Genomic DNA, 19,032 nt, shown 5'->3' on the forward strand with positions numbered 1-19,032 from the left:
GCTTGCTGGCGAACGCGTTAAATCAGTCGCAGATGAGTCGGCTGACACCCAGCATTCGCCAGCAAGCCGGCTCCTACAAGTGATCGCATACGCCTTCAAACTCATCTAAAACCCCGATCAATCCCTCGCAAAATCATCAACCATCTATCGCCTCAACAGGCATACCATAGGCGTCATTCCCACCTGTTCCGGAGTGAGCCTCATGACTCAATTACGCAAAGTGCTGTCAATCCAGGCCGGTCAACCGACCTCGGACGGCGCGGGCGTCAAGCTGACACGCGTCTTCGGCGGTCCCGGCGTCGAGGTGTTCGACCCGTTTCTGATGCTCGACGAGTTCGGTTCCGACAAACCTGACGACTACATCGCGGGTTTCCCGCCCCATCCACACCGTGGTTTCGAGACCGTCACCTACATGCTCGAAGGCCGCATGCGCCACGAAGACCACATGGGCAACGTCGGCCTGCTGCAAGGCGGCGGTGTGCAATGGATGACCGCCGCGCGCGGCGTGATCCACAGCGAAATGCCGGAGCAGGAAGAAGGCGTGATGCGCGGCTTCCAGCTATGGCTCAACCTGCCGGGTAAATCGAAGATGGGCGATGCCGGTTACGACGACATCCAGCCGGAACGCATCCCACGCATCACCACGCAGAACGGCGTAGAGGTGGTGGTCATCGCCGGGCAGTTTGACGACGGTCAGACGCAACAGGCCGGCGCAGTGCAGCGTCCGGACACCGAGCCGCAGTACTTCGACTTCCATATGCCGGCGGGCGCGAGCATCAGCCCAAAAGTCCCGGAAGGCCACCGCGTGCTGCTGTATGTGTACGAAGGTGAGGTGGAGATCGCCGGTCAAACGCAAAAACTCGGCAAGAGCCGTCTGGCCCGACTGTCGGAAAACGGCGAGCTGCAACTGACCGCATCGGTCGACAGCAAGGTGCTGCTGATTGCCGGTAAACCGTTGGGCGAGCCTATCGTGCAATACGGCCCGTTCGTGATGAACAGCCGTGAAGAGATCGAACAGGCGCTGCGCGATTTTCGGGATGACAAGCTGACGGCGTGATACCTGACTCCCCTTTTGCTGCGTGCGTGGGAGGCCTAGGAGCCGGCTTGCTGGCGAATGCGGTATACCCGGCACTGAATCAGGTGACTGAAACACCGCTTTCGCCAGCAAGCCGGCTCCTACACATTCAGCGTGCCAGCACAGGACTGAATCAATCCAGCCGCAAAAACCTCATCAATTGCTCCTTCTGGGCCATCGCATCGCGGCGGCCCAGTTCGATCAGCTCACTGCAATACCCCGACTCGAACAGCAGATAACTCAGCACCCCTGCCCCGCTGGTCTTGGTCGCGCCCGGGCCGCGCAGAAACGTGCGCAGTGCAGGCGGCAGTTCCCGGCGATGGCGTGCGGCGATTTCATCAATGGGTTGGCTGGGAGAAATCACCAACACCTCGACCGGCGCCAGCGACTGCGCGGGCGTCGGTTGCTCCGAGACGTGCGGTGAAGGCTCATGAGGCGTCTGGGCTGGCAGCATGCGGCTCAACAGGTTCAGCCGCTCCAGTAACTCGATGTCACTCTCAAGGCTGTCAATGAACGTGCTGTTGAGCATGTGGCCGCCAATCTGCGCGAGGCTCGGCTGCATGCCACTCACCGCGCGCTGCACCGGCGTATTCGCGCCCAACCCGCGTGGGTTGCCACTGACACCGACCACCAGCACGCGATTGGCGCCCAAGTGCAAGGCCGGGCTGATGGGCGCCGACTGACGCACTGCACCGTCGCCGAAATATTCGTGCTCCAGCCTGACCGGCGCGAACAACAGAGGGATCGCCGAACTGGCCAGCAAGTGATCGACCGTCAGCCGGGTCGGCACGCCGATCCGCCGATGCCGCAACCAGGCGTCGATGGTGCCCTTACCTTGGTAAAAGGTGACGGCCTGGCCCGACTCGTACCCAAACGCCGTGACCGCCACCGCGTGCAGGTGCTTCGCCTCAATGGCCTCGTCGATCCCGTCGAGATTGAGCCGTTGAGTGAGCAGGTCCTTTAACGGCGAACTGTTGAGCAGGGCGACGGGCACTTGCTTGCGGCCGATGCCCAGCAGGCTGCGACCGAAGAATCGTGCTGCCTGACGAATCACACCCGCCCAGTCGCTGCGCAACACTTGATGGCTGCGAAAGCCCTGCCAGAAGTCAGTCAGTTCATGGATTGCGGTACGAAACTGCGCCGCGCCGCTGGCAAGCTTTACCGCATTGATCGCACCCGCCGAGGTGCCGACGATGACGGGAAAGGGGTTCTTGGCACCGACCGGGAGCAAATCGGCGATGCCCGCCAGCACGCCGACCTGATAGGCCGCCCGGGCACCACCACCAGAAAGGATCAGACCGGTGACCGGTTCGATGGCATCCGGGACCTGCGACCGCATTGAAGCGCTGTTGACTGGTTTTTGTTCTGTTGCGCTTGTCGTCATGAAGGCTCAGCTCTGGGGTTCAACCACGCTTTTTATACAGTTTCGGCTCGCCCGGCGGTCGGCTTTTGAAACGCCGATGCGCCCACAGGTATTGCTCAGGACATGCCGTGACAGCGCGCTCGACCCATTGGTTGATGCGCAGGCAGTCGGCCTCATCGCTTTCACCGGGGAAGTTCTCAAGCGGCGGGTGGATCACCAGCTTGTAGCCGCTGCCATCCGCCAAACGCTCTTGGGTAAATGGCACCACTTGCGCCCGACCAAGGGTGGCGAACTTGCTGGTGGCCGGCACGGTGGCGGCCGGAATGCCGAACAGCGGCACGAAGAGGCTCTGCTTGGCGCCGTAATCCTGATCCGGTGCGTACCAGATGGCGCGGCCCTTGCGCAGCTGCTTGATCATCCCGCGCACGTCCTCGCGCTCAACGGCAATCGAATCCAGGTTGTGACGCTCACGGCCGCGGCGCTGAACATAATCGAACAAGGCGTTTTTGTGCTCGCGGTACATGCCGTCAATGGTGTGTTGCTGGCCAAGCAATGCCGCACCGATTTCGAGGGTGGTGAAATGCAGCGCCATCAAAATCACGCCCTGCCCTTCGAGATGCGGCTGTTTGAGGTGCTGCAGCCCTTCGATGTGGGCCAGCTTTGCCAGCCGTTGCGGGCTCCACCACCAGCTCATGGCCATTTCGAAAAAGGCGATGCCGGTGGAAGCGAAGTTCTCCTTGAGCAGGCGTTTGCGCTCGGCCTTGGCGTATTGCGGGAAGCAGAGCTCCAGATTGCGCGCGGCAATGATCCGCCGATCGGTAGCGAAGTAATACATGACGCCACCCAGCGCCCGGCCGATGGCCACCAGCACTCGAAATGGCAACTGCACGACCAGCCAGAGCAAACCCAGCCCCAGCCAGAGCGGCCAGTAGCGTGGATGAAGAAATTGAGCTCGAAAACGCGGGCGATCCATTACAGCTTCCGTCAAGGCAAAGGCGGGCATTCTACATCGTCTCGACGGGATCGGTGGCGGTTAGTCGGTTGCAGCTCGCTTGCGACTCGCGGGCGTTCTCGTTATAAGTCTCGGCACTTTTAGCGACAAGCCGCTGTATGCCGACATGAGCCAAATCGAATTGCAAGACCAGGATCCCGTGTTCCAGTTGAAGGGCAGCATGCTGGCCATCACCGTGCTGGAACTGGCCCGCAACAACCTCGAAGCGCTGGATCGTCAATTGGCGGCAAAAGTCGCCCAGGCCCCGAACTTCTTCAGCAATACCCCGCTGGTGCTGGCGCTGGACAAGCTGCCGCCCAACGAAGGCGCGATTGACCTGCCGACAATGATGCGCATCTGCCGCCAGCATGGTCTGCGCACATTGGCCATCCGCGCCAACCGCATTGAAGACATCGCCGCCGCCATCGCCATCGATCTGCCCGTGTTGCCACCGTCCGGCGCGCGGGAGCGACCGCTCGATCCGACGGAAGGCGAAGTCCGGAAAAAACCTGAAATCATCGAGAAACCACCCGAGCCGCTGATCAAGCCGACCAAGATAATCACGGCCCCGGTGCGCGGCGGTCAGCAGATTTATGCCCAGGGCTCGGACCTGGTGGTGATTTCCTCCGTCAGCCCGGGCGCGGAACTTCTCGCCGATGGCAACATCCATGTGTATGGTCCCATGCGGGGTCGGGCACTGGCAGGCATCAAAGGCGATACCAAAGCGCGGATTTTCTGCCAGCAAATGGTGGCCGAACTGGTCTCCATCGCCGGGCAATACAAGGTTTCCGAAGACCTGCGCAGAGATCCTCTGTGGGGAGCCGGGGTACAGGTCAGTCTGTCCGGCGACGTGTTGAACATCACCCGTCTTTAACGGATACTGCGCCATTTTCAAAGCCACTCTGATTCACCGCGAAAACGATGCAAAGGGAAAGGAAATCCGGGAAATTCATTTGTTTTCTCGAAACATGAGCCTCCTTCAGGCGCGTGTCTTCACCGTTGCTCGCATCACGCTGTGTCACGAGGGGCTCTTCAGGGACTAAAAATCCTTTTCCTCTAGGGGTGATTCACCTTGGCCAAGATTCTCGTGGTTACATCCGGCAAGGGTGGTGTGGGCAAGACCACCACCAGCGCCGCTATCGGTACCGGTCTCGCTCTGCGCGGCCACAAAACAGTGATCGTCGACTTCGACGTCGGCCTGCGTAACCTCGACCTGATCATGGGTTGCGAGCGTCGCGTCGTTTATGACTTCGTCAACGTGGTCAACGGCGAAGCCAACCTGCAACAGGCCCTGATCAAAGACAAGCGCCTTGAGAATCTGTACGTATTGGCGGCCAGCCAGACCCGTGACAAAGACGCGCTGACCCAGGAAGGCGTCGAAAAAGTTCTTATGCAACTCAAGCAGGACTTTGAGTTCGTGGTTTGCGATTCCCCGGCAGGTATCGAAAAAGGCGCTCATCTGGCCATGTACTTCGCTGACGAAGCGATCGTCGTGACCAACCCGGAAGTCTCCTCCGTACGTGACTCGGACCGTATGCTGGGCCTGCTGGCGAGCAAATCCCGCCGCGCTGAAAACAATGAAGACCCGATCAAGGAACACCTGCTGCTGACCCGCTATAACCCGCAGCGAGTGAGCGATGGCGAAATGCTGGGCGTCGAAGATGTCAAGGAGATCCTCTCGGTCACCTTGCTCGGCGTGATCCCGGAATCCCAGGCGGTGCTCAAGGCATCCAACTCGGGCGTGCCTGTAATCCTCGATGACCAGAGCGATGCCGGACAGGCCTACAGTGACGCCGTTGATCGTTTGCTGGGCAAAGCCGTCGAGCACCGTTTCCTGGACGTAAAGAAAAAAGGATTTTTGGAACGTCTGTTCGGGGGTAATTAATGAGTATTTTTGACTTCTTTCGTGCCAACAAAAAGCCAAGCACCGCGTCGGTAGCGAAAGAGCGTCTACAGATCATCGTGGCGCACGAACGCGGCCAACGCAGCACCCCGGATTACCTGCCAGCCTTGCAGAAGGAACTGGTGGAGGTCATCCGAAAATACGTCAATATCGGCAACGATGACGTGCATGTCGCGTTGGAAAACGACGGCAGCTGCTCGATTCTGGAACTCAATATCACCCTGCCTGATCGTTGATCGAAACGGCAGTCGCCACGGCGGCTCGGTCACCTGAACCCTTTTGCGGGGTGCGGGTGAGCGAGCCGCCGTTGGTGCTTTCAACGGGTCTGTTTTTTGCGACGAGACCGTTTAGCTACGAGGCTGTTTGATGCCGCTGTCCAATGTTCACATTCTCCATCAGGACGACGCCGTGCTGGTGGTGAACAAACCCACCCTGCTGCTCTCGGTGCCCGGTCGTGCCGACGACAACAAGGATTGCCTGATCACGCGCCTGCAGGAAAACGGCTACCCCGAGGCGCGTATCGTCCATCGGCTGGACTGGGAAACCTCCGGCATCATCCTGCTGGCCCGCGACGCGGACACGCACCGCGAACTGTCTCGTCAGTTTCATGACCGGGAAACCGAGAAAGCGTACACCGCGCTGGCCTGGGGACAGCCCGCGCTGGACAGCGGCAGCATCGATTTGCCGTTGCGCTACGACCCGCCCACCAAGCCACGGCATGTGGTGGATCACGAGTTCGGCAAGCATGCGCTGACGTTCTGGAAGGTGCTGGAGCGTTTTGACACGCATTGCCGGGTGGAGCTGACGCCGATTACCGGGCGCTCGCATCAGTTGCGGGTGCATATGTTGTCGATTGGGCATCCGTTGCTGGGGGACGGGCTGTATGCGCATCCTGAGGCGTTGGCGGCGTACCCACGGTTGTGTCTGCACGCGAGTATGTTGGCGTTTACCCATCCTGTTTCGGGAGAGCGGTTGCGGTTTGAGTGTCCTGCGCCGTTTTGATTGCGCTGTTTTGTGGGTGGCCCCTGGATCGGTGGGGATATCCGTTTTCTGTAGTGATGCCGATGGGTCTGGCTAACGCCAGACCTGTTTCGCCTTCGGCGAGTTACTGGTGATCGTTCCCACGCTCCGCGTGCATGGCAAGACGCTCTGCGTCCAAGTCGACGCGGAGCGTCAATCGATGCATTACCACGCAGAGCGTGGTAACGATCAAACGCTCCTCGCATTCTTCATTCGGTCATCAATCGTCCGCACGCCCCCCCCCACGAAATGTAGGAGCGCGCTTGCTCTGGGCCGCACTCGGACGATCTGCCGGGAACCGGCAGCAAGACCTGTGCATGCGGTATGTCAGGCATCATCGAGTCGCCTCATTTTGCTACCGCTGCGCGGCAGATCGCGGGCAAGCGCGCTCCTACGGCCTCCGGCCAGAATCAAAAGCCGCGAACCCTCCTCAATCCCGAGCCTGGCCGGAGGGAACGCACGTTATGCCTGGCACAGCCTTGCTTCTGCCTGGAAGGCGTAGGAGCGCGCTTGCCCGCGATCTGCCGGGAACCGGCAGCAAGACCGGTGCATGCGGTATGTCAGGCATAACCGAGTCGTCTGATTTTGCTACCGCTGCGCGGCAGATCGCGGGCAAGCGCGCTCCTACGGCGTCCGGCCAGAATCAAAAGCCGCGAACCCTCCTCAATCCCGAGCCTGGCCGGAGGGAACGCACGTTATGCCTGGCACAGCCTTGCTTCTGCCTGGAAGGCGTAGGAGCGTGGCTCGTCCCGCGATCTGCCGGGAACCGGCAGCAAGACCTGTGCACGCGGGGTGTCAGGCCTCATCGAGTCGCTTGATTTTGCTTCCGCTGCGCGGCAAATCGCGGGCAAGCACGCTCCTACGGCCTCCGGCCAGAATCAAAAGCCGCGAACCCTCCTCAATCCCGAGCCTGGCCGGAGGGAACGCACGTTATGCCTGGCACAGCCTTGCTTCTGCCTGGAAGGCGTAGGAGCGCGCTTGCCCGCGATCTGCCGGGAACCGGCAGCAAGACCTGTGCACGCGGGTGTCAGGCCTCATCGAGTCGCTTGATTTTGCTTCCGCTGCGCGGTAGATCGTCCGAGTGCGGCCCAGAGCAAGCGCGCTCCTACAGGGACTGCGTCATTCCGAAGTTTCTGGGTGATCGTTCCCACGCTCCGCGTGGGAATGCAGGGCAAGACGCTCTGCGTCCAAGTCGACGCGGAGCGTCAATCGATGCATTACCACGCAGAGCGTGGGAACGATCAGACGTTTCTGCGTGGGAACGATCAGAAAATCCTACAACCACCAAGCTCGCTACCTCACCCAGAGGCCTGTAAACTCCCGCCATTGCTGTCTGGAGTAACTTATGCGCGAAGAGTTGAACCAAGGCCTGATCGATTTCCTCAAGGCCTCTCCCACCCCGTTTCACGCCACCGCAAGCCTTGTGCAACGTCTCGAAGGCGCCGGTTATCAGCGCCTGGACGAACGTGAGCCATGGCACACCGAAGCCGGCGGCCGCTACTACGTCACCCGTAACGACTCCTCCCTCGTCGCCTTCAAACTCGGCCGTCTTTCGCCATTGATCGGCGGTATCCGCCTGGTCGGCGCACACACCGACAGCCCGTGCCTGCGCGTCAAGCCGCAGCCCGAACTGCAGCGCCAGGGCTTCTGGCAACTGGGCGTCGAAGTCTACGGCGGCGCCCTGCTCGCCCCGTGGTTCGACCGCGACCTGTCGCTGGCCGGCCGTGTCACCTTCCGCCGTGACGGCAAGGTCGAAAGCCAGCTGATCGACTTCAAACTGCCGATCGCGATCATCCCGAACCTGGCGATCCACCTCAATCGCACCGCCAACGAAGGCTGGCCGATCAACCCGCAGAACGAACTGCCGCCGATCCTCGCGCAAGTCGCTGGCGACGAGCGTGCAGACTTTCGCGCACTGCTCACCGACCAGCTCGCCCGTGAGCACGGCCTGAACGCCGACGTGGTGCTCGATTACGAGCTGAGTTTCTACGACACCCAAAGCGCGGCCGTCATCGGTCTCAACGGCGACTTCATCGCTGGCGCGCGCCTGGACAACCTGCTGTCGTGCTTCGCCGGTCTGCAAGCGTTGCTCAATGCCGATGGCGACGAAACATGCCTGTTGATCTGCACCGACCACGAAGAAGTCGGCTCGACCTCCGCCTGCGGCGCTGATGGCCCGATGCTGGAGCAAGTGCTGCAACGTCTGCTGCCCGAGGGCGACGACTATGTGCGCACCATCCAGAAGTCGCTGCTGATCTCTGCCGACAACGCCCACGGCGTGCACCCGAACTATGCCGAGAAGCACGACGGCAACCACGGCCCGAAACTCAACGCCGGCCCGGTGATCAAGGTCAACACCAACCAGCGTTATGCCACCAACAGCGAAACCGCCGGGTTCTTCCGTCATCTGTGCATGGCCGAGGAAGTGCCGGTGCAGAGCTTCGTGGTTCGTACCGACATGGCCTGCGGCTCGACCATCGGCCCGATCACCGCCGGTCATCTGGGCGTGCGCACGGTCGACATCGGCTTGCCGACCTTCGCCATGCACTCCATCCGTGAGCTGGCGGGCAGTCAGGACCTGGCGCATCTGGTGAAGGTGCTCAGCGCGTTTTACGCCAGCGCAGAGCTGCCATAGGCAACGCAACCGCTGTCTGAACCGGCTGGCGAATGCTTTCGCTTTCGTCAGCCAACGAGCACCTCAACGCAGGTGTTGCGGCCCTCGCCGCTCCCGCTGACAAATCCGGCCTAGACTCTCTGTATCTGTCACAAACAGAGGGCCAGCCATCATGGACGACTATTTCTCTATCCTGATCCCGGTCGTGATCGGGATGCTGATGCTGTGCGTGGGCTTCAGCTATCGCGAATACCGCAGCGGCGTTGCGTCGATCACCCTTGGCATGGTGCTGATGCTCGGCACTGCCGCAATTCACATCCTGGACAGGCTCACCTGATCCCACGAACGTGAAGTGATTGGCGGGTTGCAGCGCAAAATGCTTCTCGCCAACACCTGACACCGCTCGTAAACTCACTTTTTTGCCTGAATGCCCGGCCGACGTCGCCTGGTCGCATGAGGCGCCTGTCGATTCGAGGTTCATTGCCTGGTGATTGTTTCCGCCCGCCTGTCCGTCATGCCGCGCCTGTTCCTGATTTGTCTGCTGACGCTGTTTCCCTTCGCGCTGACCCAGGCCGCTGGCCTGCCCAGCCTTTTGAGCGGCCAGAAAGCCCAGCCCCAGGCACAAGAGCCGCTGGGTCAGTCACTCGACGAGGTGATCACCTCGCTGGAGAACGATCAGCAACGCAGCAAGTTGCTTGATGACCTGAAAAAACTCCGTGACGCCACCAAGAAAGCCCAACCCACCGCCGAACAGGGTGTATTGGGGCTGATCGGCAGCACGCTGTCGGGCTTCGAGAAGCAGTTCACCGGCGATGACAGCCCGCTCAGCCGATGGGGCGACGAGGTGTCGCTGGCCGAGCAGGAACTGATGGACCTGATGCTGCCGGCCAACCAGTGGTGGCCGATCATCTTCGGCTTCGCCGTGGTCATTGCGCTGTGGAGCCTGCTGGCGGCGGCGCTGATCTGGCTCAGCCACCGGGTTCGCGTGCGTTTCGGCCTGTCGGAAGAACTGCCGCAACACCCTCGCCCTTCTGACATGCTGCGCTTTGCCCTGCGCAAACTCGGCCCTTGGCTGATCGCGCTGGTGATCACCGTCTACCTGAGCTACTCCCTGCCGCCGTCGTTGGGCCGCGACCTGGCGATGGTGCTGGCTTATGCGTTGGTGGTCGGCACGTTGTTTTCGGCGATCTGCGTAATCGCGTTTTCGCTGCTGGACGGTCCGCACCGGCATCAGGCGCTGCATATCCTGCGCCATCAGGCCTTCCGTCCACTGTGGTGGATCGGCAGCTTTGCGGCGTTCGGCGAAGCCTTGAGTGATCCACGCCTTGTCGCCAGCCTGGGCGTGCATCTGGCCCATACCGCAGCCACCTTGGCCAACGTTATGGCGGCAGTGTCCACGGGACTGTTCATCGTCCGCTTCCGTCGCCCGATTGCACACTTGATCCGCAATCAGCCGCTGTCCCGGCGCCTGAAACGCCGGGCGCTGAGCGACACCATCGAGATTCTCGGCAGCTTCTGGTACTTGCCTGCGATGGTGCTGGTGGGCGTCTCGCTGTTCGCCACGTTCTTCTCGGCGGGCGACACCAGCACCGCGCTGCGCCAGTCGCTGATCTGCACCGTGTTGCTGGTGGTGTGCATGGTGCTCAACGGCCTTGTGCGTCGCCATTCGCAGAAACCGTCCCACGGCCACAAACGCCATGCGCTCTACTCGGACCGATTGAAAAGCTTCTTCTACACCGTGGTGCATCTGGTGGTCTGGCTTGTGTTCATCGAGCTGGGCCTGCGGGTCTGGGGCCTGTCGCTGATTCGCTTTTCCGAAGGCGACGGTCACGACATCAGCGTGCGCTTTGCAGGCCTTGCGACGACGCTGATGTTCGCCTGGCTGGTCTGGATTCTGGCCGACACTGCGATTCATCACGCCCTGACCCGCTCGCGCAAAGGCCTGGCTAACGCCCGTGCGCAGACCATGATGCCGCTGATCCGCAACGTGCTGTTCGTGACCATTTTCATCATCGCCGTGATTGTGGCGCTGGCGAACATGGGCATGAACGTTACGCCGCTTCTGGCGGGTGCCGGTGTGATCGGCCTGGCGATCGGTTTCGGCGCGCAGTCGCTGGTGGCGGACCTGATCACCGGCTTGTTCATCATCATTGAGGACTCGCTGGCGATCGACGATTACGTGGACGTGGGCGGACACCTGGGCACGGTCGAAGGGCTGACCATCCGCACGGTCCGGCTGCGGGACATCGACGGTATCGTCCACACGATCCCGTTCAGCGAGATCAAGAGCATCCAGAACTATTCGCGGGAGTTCGGCTACGCCATCTTCCGCATCGCCATTCCGTCGAACATGAACATCGACGACGCGCTGAAGATGATCCGCGACGTCGGCCAGAAGATGCGCACCGACCCCTTGCAACGCCGAAACATCTGGTCGCCGCTGGAAATTCAGGGTGTCGAGAGTTTCGAGTCGGGCAACGCCATCCTGCGGGCGCGCTTCAAGACGGCCCCGATCAAACAATGGGAAGTGTCCCGGGCGTTCAACCTGTCGCTCAAACGCTATCTCGATGAAGCGGGGATGGACCTGGCGACACCGCGTTTGAATGTGCAGGTCAGCACCAGCGGCGGCAGCGTGAGTGAACTGCGCGGGAAGAAGGATGATGCATCGGCCAACTGATGCATCAGGTCACGGGACTAAGGGTTGCCGGCAAGCAGGCAACCCCATTCCCTTCAAGCAACCGTTACGGGTTGATTGCCGCCGTCTTGTTGCCCTCAACCATCGCCGCAAAACGCTGTTTGTTCGCGGCGTAGTACGCGGCTACGACTTTTTCAGGTGAGCTGCCCTGCTCCCGCGCTTCGGACATCATTGACTGCAAATCAGCCTGCGGAATGGAGAAGTGGGTGAAGAACTGCGCCACTTTCGGGTACTGCGCGCTGAACCCTTTGCGGGCGACGACATGAATCTGCTCGGTGCCGCCAAACAGATGCTCCGGGTCATCCAGGTAACGCAGCGGGTATTTGGCGAACATCCAGTGCGGGCTCCAGGCGTTGACCAGTGACCACTTCCCGCGTTTGAGGTTGCGGTCCAGTTCACTGAGCATGCCGCTTTCCGAAGACGCGACCATTTTGTAGCCGACGATCTTCTTATCGTTGAGGACTTTCTCGGTCAGTTTGTACTGCCCGTTGCCCACCTCGGACGTCAGGATCTTGCCGTCGAATTTCTCCGAGATGCCCGGCTTGTTCAGGTCAGCAAGGCTCGACACCTCGCTGGCAGGCACGATGTCCGGCACCGACATGCCGATGCGTCCCTCATACAGCACGCCCAAGTCTTCGAGCTTGTCCTTGTACTTGTCGTAGAAAGCCTTGTGCGTGCCCGGCAACCAGACCATCGGGATGAGATCGATATTACCGTTGGCCATGGCCTGGAACTGAATGCCGATGTCGGCCATCACCAGCTTGACCGGCTGTTTCAACTGATCTTCCAACACCAGGTTGGCCAGCTTCACCGTGATTTCCGTGTCCGACCAGTTCACCCATCCGATGCGCACGGGCGGTTGATCCGCGGCGTGGCTCATCAGGCTCACAGTCGTCAAGGCAATCCCTGCTAACCAACCAATACGTTTTTTCTTATACGGCGAATAAGCATCCATCGTGCATGTCCCCTGTCGTGTATGGGTGTTACTGGGTGCGGCAGTGAAAGTGTCGAATCGCCAGTCTCGGCCAGCTGTTCGGCCGATAGTAGCCACACAGAGAGTGGGGGCGCAAGCGAAATGTACACCTGCGTCATCCATGCTTGACACTCATGTACATTCCACCTAATTTTGCGTCAAACCAAGCCTGATGTTCCCCGACAGGAGCGCCCCACGATGTCCAGCGATCCGCTGCTGCAGCCCTACAAGATCAAGAACCTGACCCTCAGAAATCGCATCATCACCACCTCCCACGAACCGGCTTATCCGGTCGATGGCATGCCGAAAGACTTGTACCGGGCCTATCACGTGGAGCGCGCCAAAGCCGGTGTTGCACTGACCATGACCGCAGGTTCCGCCGCGGTGTCACGCGACAGTCCTCCGGTGTTCAACAACGTGCTGGCGTACAAGGATGAAGTGGTGGGTTGGCTGAAGGAACTGACCGACGAATGCCACGAGCACGGCGCGGCCGTGATGATTCAGCTGACGCACCTGGGTCGTCGGACACGCTGGGACAAGGCTGACTGGTTACCCGTGGTGTCGCCTTCGCATCGGCGCGAGGCCTCCCACCGGTCATTCCCCAAGAAGCTGGAGGAATGGGACATCCAGCGCATCATCAAGGACTACGTTGACGCTGCCGAACGCATGAAAGCCGCCGGCATGGACGGCTTGGAGCTTCAGGCGTACGGGCATTTGATGGACCAGTTCTGGTCGCCGCTGACCAACGACCTTCAAGGGGAATACGGCGGCTCGCTGGACAATCGCCTGCGCTTCACCTTCGACATCCTGCGCGGGATTCGCAAACAATGCGGTGAAGACTTCCTGCTCGGCGTGCGCTACACCGGCGACGAAGACCTGGCGGGCGGGTTCGGCGCCGAGGAAGGCATCGCGATTTCCCACAAGCTCAAGGACAGCGGGCTGGTGGACTTTCTCAACGTCGTCAAAGGGCACATCGACACCGATGCCGGCCTGACGGACGTGATCCCGATCCAGGGCATGCGCAACTCGCCTCACCTGGATTTTGCCGGCGAAATCCGTGCCGCGACGGGCTTCCCGACCTTCCACGCCGCCAAGATTCCCGACGTGGCGACGGCTCGCCACGCCATTGCATCGGGCAAGGTCGACATGGTCGGCATGACCCGCGCGCACATGACCGATCCGCACATCGTGCGCAAGATCATCGAAAAACGCGAAGAGGACATCCGGCCCTGTGTCGGCGCGAACTACTGCCTGGACCGCATTTATCAGGGCGGTGCGGCCTATTGCATCCACAACCCGGCGACCGGTCGTGAAACCACCATGCCGCACGAGATTCCCAAGGCCGCGACTCACCGCAAGGTCGTGGTGATCGGTGCAGGCCCTGGCGGACTCGAAGCGGCGCGTGTGGCGGCTGAGCGCGGCCATGGCGTCACCGTGCTGGAGGCTGCGGCCCAGCCCGGCGGGCAGATCCGTCTCACGTCGTTGAGCGAGCGTCGCCGCGAGATGATCAGCATCATCGACTGGCGCATGGCGCAGTGCGAACGCATGGGCGTGAAGTTTCAGTTCAACACGTGGGCAGAAGCGCAAACGGTGCAGGATCTGGAACCGGACGTGGTCATCGTTGCCACCGGCGGATTGCCGGATACGAAAGTGCTGAAGGCAGGCAACGACCTGGTGGTCTCGGCCTGGGACATCATTTCCGGGGACGTCAAACCGGGCAAGAACGTGCTGATCTTCGACGACGCGGGGGATCACGCCGCGCTGCAAGCCGCCGAAGTGATCGCGCAGAGTGGCGCACGGCTGGAGATCGTAACCCCAGACCGTGCCTTTTCACCGGAAGTGATGGCGATGAACCTGGTGCCGTACATGCGCAGCCTGCAGGATCTGGACGTGGTGTTCACCGTGACCTATCGCGTGGAGTCGGTGCTCAGGCGTGACGGCAAGCTGGTGGCGGTCTTCGGCAGCGATTACGGCAAGGTCAACAAGGAGCGTGTGGTCGACCAAGTGGTGATCAACCACGGCACGTTGCCGCTGGATGACCTGTATTTCGACCTGCGTCCGCATTCCAGTAACGGCGGCGCGGTGGAACAGCACGACCTGATCGCGGGCAAGGTGCAGAACCTGGTGACCAATCCGGACGGACGCTTCCAGCTGTTCCGCATCGGGGACGCGGTGGCCGCGCGCAATACCCACGCCGCGATTTATGACGCGCTGCGGTTGGTGAAGGATTTGTAGGCTGTGTCCGTCGGGCCAGGCACCGAGGCGCGACGGGACAACACGATTGCCTGTGGGAGCGAATTCATTCGCGATGGGTCGGCACGGGGGATGGATCTTTGTCTTCTGGACGATTTTTCGCGAATGAATTCGCTCCCACAGGATGTCATTCGCATCAAGATCTGAGGATCGATCCAGGCTCCGCGCCTACATTCCTCTGCGCGCGACCTCAGCCCCTGCCTGCACGGCATTGCCAATCAATCCTTCGAAGCCCGCGTTCATCAGGCTCTGCAACGCCGCCGCCGTTACACCTTTGTACGCCACCAGTGAATCAATAAGCGCCTGCGGCTCGGTCGTGCTCAGCAACTGGCTCGCGTTGAGCACCACGCCTCGCGCCGCGTCTCGGGCAACCTCCTCTGGAATACCGGCGGCCACAGCCTGACGAGTCAGCGCCGTCATCAACAGCGCGGGAAACGCCGGCCCCGTGCCAGACAACGCACTCAGGTAGTCGATGCAGTCTTGCGTTGGCACCCGGCTCGCCGTGCCGACACACGTCAACAGACCCTGCACGTAATCGACATCGGACGCCGACAACTCACTCGCGCAATGCCACGGCGTAAACGACTGCCGGATGTCTACTGCTGCATTGGGCATCGCCCGCACAATGACGGATGCGCCAGTCGCGGCGCTGATCGCCTGTGATGTGACGCCCGCCATCAACGAAATCACCCGTTTGCCCGAAGCGTCCACGCTCAATGCACTGAACTGCTCGGGACGCACCGACAGGATGACGGTGTCGCTGGCGTCCACCAGCGCCTGATTGTTCGTCATAAACTGCGCACCCGCGTCCGCCAGCGGATGGCTGCCGGACCGGTTGGACAGAAACAGCCGGCCAGCGCCGACAAAGGCCGTCTCCAGCAACGCCTGCGCAAGTGCCCCGCCCAGCCAGCCCGTGCCGCCGATGATGCCCACCGAGTCAGCTCGCACCGGTTGTCTCCTCGAAGGTAGCTGCCAGCGGAACGAACTCGCCCGGCTCTTTTTCGGCGTAACCGAACTTGCCGTAAAAGCGGTCCAGCTCTCGTTTCCTGGGCGCCTTGCCGGTAAAGATCGCGACGTAGTGCGGGATGCGTCGGAAACGCTCGGTGATGTCCTCGGTGGTCTTCATCGAGATGTAGCCAATCTGCGTCAGATAAATCGTTCGGGCCCGTGTGTCGGCGCCGTCCTGCTCGTAGCCGAAACGCCTGAACATGGCGGTCAGTGCGCTGATACGCGCGTCGTCCGCCGCGACGATTTCCTGAGTGACCTCCTCCGACTGCAGCGCCCAACTGCGCACCGCGAACTCGAACTGGGAATCGAAAACCGCAGGGTTCAGCCAGCACTCGAATACGTTAAGGATCGCCTCGGTGATGTTTTCCGCGTAGCTTTCGGACTGCTTGACCATGCCGCCGGTGTTCTTGTCTTTCCAACGCGCCAGCAAGGCAGCCAACAGTTGTTCGCGGTCCTGGAAGAACCAGTAGAAACTGGTGCGCGACAGATTCAGCCGCTTGGCCAGCGGCATGACGCGCACGGCGTCCACGCCGGATTCCTTCAAGGCATCGTAGGCAGCCTCCAGCCAGCCCTCGGGCGAGCCCCGCCATCCGGAGTCCTGGGTTTTGCCCCGGCTCTTACCTGATTCCGACATATGCGTGTTGCCTTTGATTGAAAACGAGTGGAGCAACTGTACGCTCATGGTCTTTTGATGTACACGGATGTACATTCGGACGACGTTCAGTCATTCGGTTTTGGTGTGCGGGATCTGTAACCGCAGGCGTACAACCTTTTTTGTAGGAGACTGCAGCGAGTCAGGAACGGATGCTCAGGTCAGCAGGGACACGTCTCAAACATCCCCCACCACCGCACTCACATGAATCGCATCGTGCCGCCAATACTCCAGGTCGCAATCGATCAGCCGGCCACTCTGATCGTGGTTGACCCTGGCAATGCGCAAACCGGGACTGCCGATCGAGACTTTCAAAGCCGCCGCCGCGTCCATCGGCAGCGCGGTGGGCACCATTTCGAACCGCACCTGACCGTAACGAATGCCGTAGTGACTGGCGTACAGCTCGGTGAGTGACTGATTGAGGTCGAACTCCAGGATCTGCGGGAAATATTCGGGGTTCAGGTAATGCTCGACGTACAGCACCAAGCGCTCGTCGATGCGCCGTGCGCGGCAGATCTGGATCACGCTGGACAATGCCGGAAGCTGCAGCAAATTACAGATCGCCGCCGACGCCGGTTGCAGTCGGGCGGAAATCACCTGCGTCGCCGGCACCCGGCCTTGCGCCTGCACCATCGCGTGGAAGTGGCTACGGCGCATCAGGTCATAGGCCAGGCGAGGCGGCGAGATGAACCAGCCGCGACGCTCCTCGCGATAGATCAGCCCTTGAGCCTCCAGCTGCACCAGCGCCTCACGCAAGGTAATGCGCGTGGTGTCGAATACTTCACTAAGCTTGCGTTCAGCAGGCAATTTGCTACCGGGCAGCAACAAACCGTGCTCGATCTGCTCCTGCAGGGCATTGCAGATGGTCGTCACCGCTCGAGGCACATCCTGGCGCATTGCGTTACCTATCTGGACTAGACCAGTGCTAAAGGGGGGGGCAGGATCGGCAGCGTGATGGCCCGTTTCAGTGCTCTAGAGCCTAGGCAGCGTAGATGACTGTTACGTGACAAGCCAGCGCGATCCGCTTGAAAAACCAGACAATAAAAAGAAATTAGGCTTTTTATATCAGTGAGTTGGCCATGGTCTACGCTTACCCCACAGCCGTACCGTCTGCTCGTATTCACCCCAGCAAAAGTCAGTCCAGACACGAAAGTGTCATGAGAGTGGCCTAACTTGGCTCAGGTATTGCTGACCTAGACCAACGCACCAGACACCCCAACCCGCAATGAGCATTTCACCGACCCTTTCTTATAAAACGTCGAGAAGTGCACCAAAGGAGCTTCGAATGAAACACCTTTTGCTGGCATCACTCCTGGGTTCGGCCATCGCGCTGAGCACCTCGGCCATGGCCGCCGACTCCATCAAAGATCTGGAAGCCGCCGCGAAAACCGAAGGCGCGGTCAACAGCGTGGGCATGCCCGATGACTGGGCGAACTGGAAAGGCACCTGGACCGACCTCACCGCCAAGTACGGTCTGGTGCACATGGACACCGACATGAGTTCGGCACAGGAAGTGGCCAAGTTCGATGCGGAAAAAGACAACGCCAGCGCCGACATCGGTGACGTGGGCGCCGCTTTCGGCCCCATCGCCGTGGCAAAGGGCGTGACCCAGCCTTACAAGCCGACCACCTGGGATCAGGTTCCAGACTGGGCGAAAGACAAGGACGGTCACTGGGCACTGGCCTACACCGGGACCATCGCCTTCATCGTCAACAAGAAGCTGCTGCACGGCTCTGAGGTGCCGAAATCCTGGGCTGACCTGAAGACCGGTAAGTACAAAGTCACCATCGGCGACGTGAGCACCGCGGCTCAAGCGGCCAACGGCGTGCTGGCGGCATCGATCGCAATGAAAGGTGACGAAACCAACATCGCGCCAGGCCTTGCGCTGTTCACCGAACTGGCCAAGCAGAAGCGTCTGGGCATCAACAACCCGACCATCCAGACCATGGAAAAAGGCGAAGTGGAAGTCGGCGTGGTATGGGACTTCAACGGCCTGAGCTACAAAGCCAAGATGGCCAACCCGGACGACTACGTCGTGCTGATCCCGTCTGACGGCTCGGTGATCTCGGGCTACACCACCATCATCAACAAATACGCCAAACACCCGAACGCGGCCAAGCTGGCGCGTGAGTACATCTTCAGCGACGCCGGTCAGATCAACCTGGCCAACGGCAACGCCCGTCCGATCCGTGCCGATCACTTGAAACTGCCAGCGGAAGTGCAAGCCAAGCTGCTGCCTAACGAGCAGTACAAAAACGTGACGCCGATCAAAAACGCCGCTGCCTGGGAAAAAACCTCGAAAGCCCTGCCTCAGCAGTGGAACGAGCAGGTCATCGTCGAGATGCAATAAACAAACCGCGCGCCCTTTTGTAGGAGCGCGCTTGGTCTGGGCCGCATCCGGACGATTTCGATATGACTGTGACAGCCATTTTGACTGACACACCGCAATCGTCCGGATGCGGCCCAGACCAAGCGCGCTCCTACA

Annotated in this window: 15 protein-coding genes and 2 pseudogenes; 10 read left to right on the forward strand and 7 right to left on the reverse strand. The window is 60.7% G+C overall.

All coding sequences use genetic code 11. From position 1 onward, the window contains the following. The first annotated feature begins 202 nt into the window (after positions 1-202). Positions 203-1,057: a pirin family protein gene (locus BLS87_RS11195; RefSeq protein WP_074752563.1), complete on the forward strand. Its 855-nt coding sequence runs from the start codon at positions 203-205 to the stop codon at positions 1,055-1,057. Between the two features lie 151 nt (positions 1,058-1,208). On the opposite strand, the pseudogene BLS87_RS35190 reads toward BLS87_RS11195, so the two are convergent. The 3 genes and pseudogenes from BLS87_RS35190 to BLS87_RS11205 form a co-directional block, all read right to left on the reverse strand. Then, a pseudogene (locus tag BLS87_RS35190) lies at positions 1,209-1,457 on the reverse strand (patatin-like phospholipase family protein); the annotation flags it as partial. 62 nt (positions 1,458-1,519) lie between these two features. After that, a pseudogene (locus tag BLS87_RS11200) lies at positions 1,520-2,414 on the reverse strand (patatin-like phospholipase family protein); the annotation flags it as partial. Between the two features lie 64 nt (positions 2,415-2,478). Beyond that, positions 2,479-3,411, reverse strand: coding sequence for a lipid A biosynthesis lauroyl acyltransferase (locus tag BLS87_RS11205; RefSeq protein ID WP_074752565.1), 933 nt, complete (start codon positions 3,409-3,411; stop codon positions 2,479-2,481). Between the two features lie 145 nt (positions 3,412-3,556). Between BLS87_RS11205 and minC the strand changes: the two genes are divergently transcribed. From minC to BLS87_RS11240, 7 genes are all read left to right on the forward strand, one after another. Continuing rightward, positions 3,557-4,303: a septum site-determining protein MinC gene (minC, locus tag BLS87_RS11210; protein ID WP_074752566.1), complete on the forward strand. Its 747-nt coding sequence runs from the start codon at positions 3,557-3,559 to the stop codon at positions 4,301-4,303. Between the two features lie 198 nt (positions 4,304-4,501). Further along, entirely contained in the window at positions 4,502-5,314 is an 813-nt protein-coding gene (minD, locus tag BLS87_RS11215; protein WP_074752567.1) for a septum site-determining protein MinD, read from the forward strand. After that, complete coding sequence (gene minE, locus BLS87_RS11220; protein ID WP_037013831.1) at positions 5,314-5,568, forward strand: cell division topological specificity factor MinE; 255 nt, start codon at positions 5,314-5,316, stop codon at positions 5,566-5,568. The genes minD and minE overlap by 1 nt, the downstream gene beginning before the upstream one ends. A gap of 130 nt (positions 5,569-5,698) precedes the next feature. Next, complete coding sequence (locus tag BLS87_RS11225; protein WP_074752568.1) at positions 5,699-6,334, forward strand: RluA family pseudouridine synthase; 636 nt, start codon at positions 5,699-5,701, stop codon at positions 6,332-6,334. A gap of 1,363 nt (positions 6,335-7,697) precedes the next feature. Next, on the forward strand, positions 7,698-8,987 hold the full coding sequence (locus BLS87_RS11235) for a M18 family aminopeptidase (protein WP_074752569.1): 1,290 nt from the start codon (positions 7,698-7,700) through the stop codon (positions 8,985-8,987). A 151-nt stretch (positions 8,988-9,138) separates the two neighbouring features. Further along, positions 9,139-9,303 carry a hypothetical protein gene (locus BLS87_RS34150; protein WP_167362053.1) on the forward strand — a complete coding sequence of 55 codons (165 nt, stop codon included), beginning with the start codon at positions 9,139-9,141 and terminating at the stop codon, positions 9,301-9,303. A gap of 177 nt (positions 9,304-9,480) precedes the next feature. Further along, entirely contained in the window at positions 9,481-11,643 is a 2,163-nt protein-coding gene (locus BLS87_RS11240; RefSeq protein ID WP_074752860.1) for a mechanosensitive ion channel family protein, read from the forward strand. A gap of 64 nt (positions 11,644-11,707) precedes the next feature. On the opposite strand, the gene BLS87_RS11245 is transcribed toward BLS87_RS11240, so the two are convergent. Then, positions 11,708-12,616: a glycine betaine ABC transporter substrate-binding protein gene (locus BLS87_RS11245; protein ID WP_074752570.1), complete on the reverse strand. Its 909-nt coding sequence runs from the start codon at positions 12,614-12,616 to the stop codon at positions 11,708-11,710. A gap of 216 nt (positions 12,617-12,832) precedes the next feature. Here BLS87_RS11245 and BLS87_RS11250 point away from each other — a divergent pair, with 216 nt between their 5' ends. After that, complete coding sequence (locus tag BLS87_RS11250; protein WP_074752571.1) at positions 12,833-14,869, forward strand: NADH:flavin oxidoreductase; 2,037 nt, start codon at positions 12,833-12,835, stop codon at positions 14,867-14,869. A gap of 186 nt (positions 14,870-15,055) precedes the next feature. Here the strand turns inward: BLS87_RS11250 and BLS87_RS11255 are convergent, their stop codons facing one another. The 3 genes from BLS87_RS11255 to phnR form a co-directional block, all read right to left on the reverse strand. Then, on the reverse strand, positions 15,056-15,835 hold the full coding sequence (locus tag BLS87_RS11255) for a pyrroline-5-carboxylate reductase family protein (RefSeq protein WP_074752572.1): 780 nt from the start codon (positions 15,833-15,835) through the stop codon (positions 15,056-15,058). Continuing rightward, complete coding sequence (locus BLS87_RS11260; protein WP_074752861.1) at positions 15,825-16,529, reverse strand: TetR/AcrR family transcriptional regulator; 705 nt, start codon at positions 16,527-16,529, stop codon at positions 15,825-15,827. Before BLS87_RS11260 ends, BLS87_RS11255 begins: the two co-directional genes overlap by 11 nt. Positions 16,530-16,724: 195 nt before the next feature. Continuing rightward, on the reverse strand, positions 16,725-17,444 hold the full coding sequence (gene phnR / locus BLS87_RS11265) for a phosphonate utilization transcriptional regulator PhnR (protein WP_074752573.1): 720 nt from the start codon (positions 17,442-17,444) through the stop codon (positions 16,725-16,727). Positions 17,445-17,832: 388 nt separating this feature from the next. Here phnR and BLS87_RS11270 point away from each other — a divergent pair, with 388 nt between their 5' ends. Continuing rightward, positions 17,833-18,897 (forward strand): ABC transporter substrate-binding protein, encoded by a 1,065-nt coding sequence (locus BLS87_RS11270; protein WP_074752574.1) that lies wholly within the window; start codon positions 17,833-17,835, stop codon positions 18,895-18,897. The last annotated feature ends 135 nt before the right edge of the window (positions 18,898-19,032 follow it).

The organism is Pseudomonas abietaniphila, assembly GCF_900100795.1.
Lineage (GTDB): Bacteria > Pseudomonadota > Gammaproteobacteria > Pseudomonadales > Pseudomonadaceae > Aquipseudomonas > Aquipseudomonas abietaniphila.

Bases quoted from the DNA above. Each gene is read 5' to 3' on its own strand.
- BLS87_RS11195 (WP_074752563.1), top strand. From the start codon at position 203: ATGACTCAATTACGCAAAGTGCTGTCAATCCAGGCCGGTCAACCGACC.
- BLS87_RS11205 (WP_074752565.1), bottom strand. From the start codon at position 3,411: ATGGATCGCCCGCGTTTTCGAGCTCAATTTCTTCATCCACGCTACTGG.
- minC (WP_074752566.1), top strand. From the start codon at position 3,557: ATGAGCCAAATCGAATTGCAAGACCAGGATCCCGTGTTCCAGTTGAAG.
- minE (WP_037013831.1), top strand. From the start codon at position 5,314: ATGAGTATTTTTGACTTCTTTCGTGCCAACAAAAAGCCAAGCACCGCG.
- BLS87_RS11225 (WP_074752568.1), top strand. From the start codon at position 5,699: ATGCCGCTGTCCAATGTTCACATTCTCCATCAGGACGACGCCGTGCTG.
- BLS87_RS11235 (WP_074752569.1), top strand. From the start codon at position 7,698: ATGCGCGAAGAGTTGAACCAAGGCCTGATCGATTTCCTCAAGGCCTCT.
- BLS87_RS34150 (WP_167362053.1), top strand. From the start codon at position 9,139: ATGGACGACTATTTCTCTATCCTGATCCCGGTCGTGATCGGGATGCTG.
- BLS87_RS11240 (WP_074752860.1), top strand. From the start codon at position 9,481: ATGCCGCGCCTGTTCCTGATTTGTCTGCTGACGCTGTTTCCCTTCGCG.
- BLS87_RS11245 (WP_074752570.1), bottom strand. From the start codon at position 12,616: ATGGATGCTTATTCGCCGTATAAGAAAAAACGTATTGGTTGGTTAGCA.
- BLS87_RS11250 (WP_074752571.1), top strand. From the start codon at position 12,833: ATGTCCAGCGATCCGCTGCTGCAGCCCTACAAGATCAAGAACCTGACC.
- BLS87_RS11260 (WP_074752861.1), bottom strand. From the start codon at position 16,529: ATGTCGGAATCAGGTAAGAGCCGGGGCAAAACCCAGGACTCCGGATGG.
- phnR (WP_074752573.1), bottom strand. From the start codon at position 17,444: ATGCGCCAGGATGTGCCTCGAGCGGTGACGACCATCTGCAATGCCCTG.
- BLS87_RS11270 (WP_074752574.1), top strand. From the start codon at position 17,833: ATGAAACACCTTTTGCTGGCATCACTCCTGGGTTCGGCCATCGCGCTG.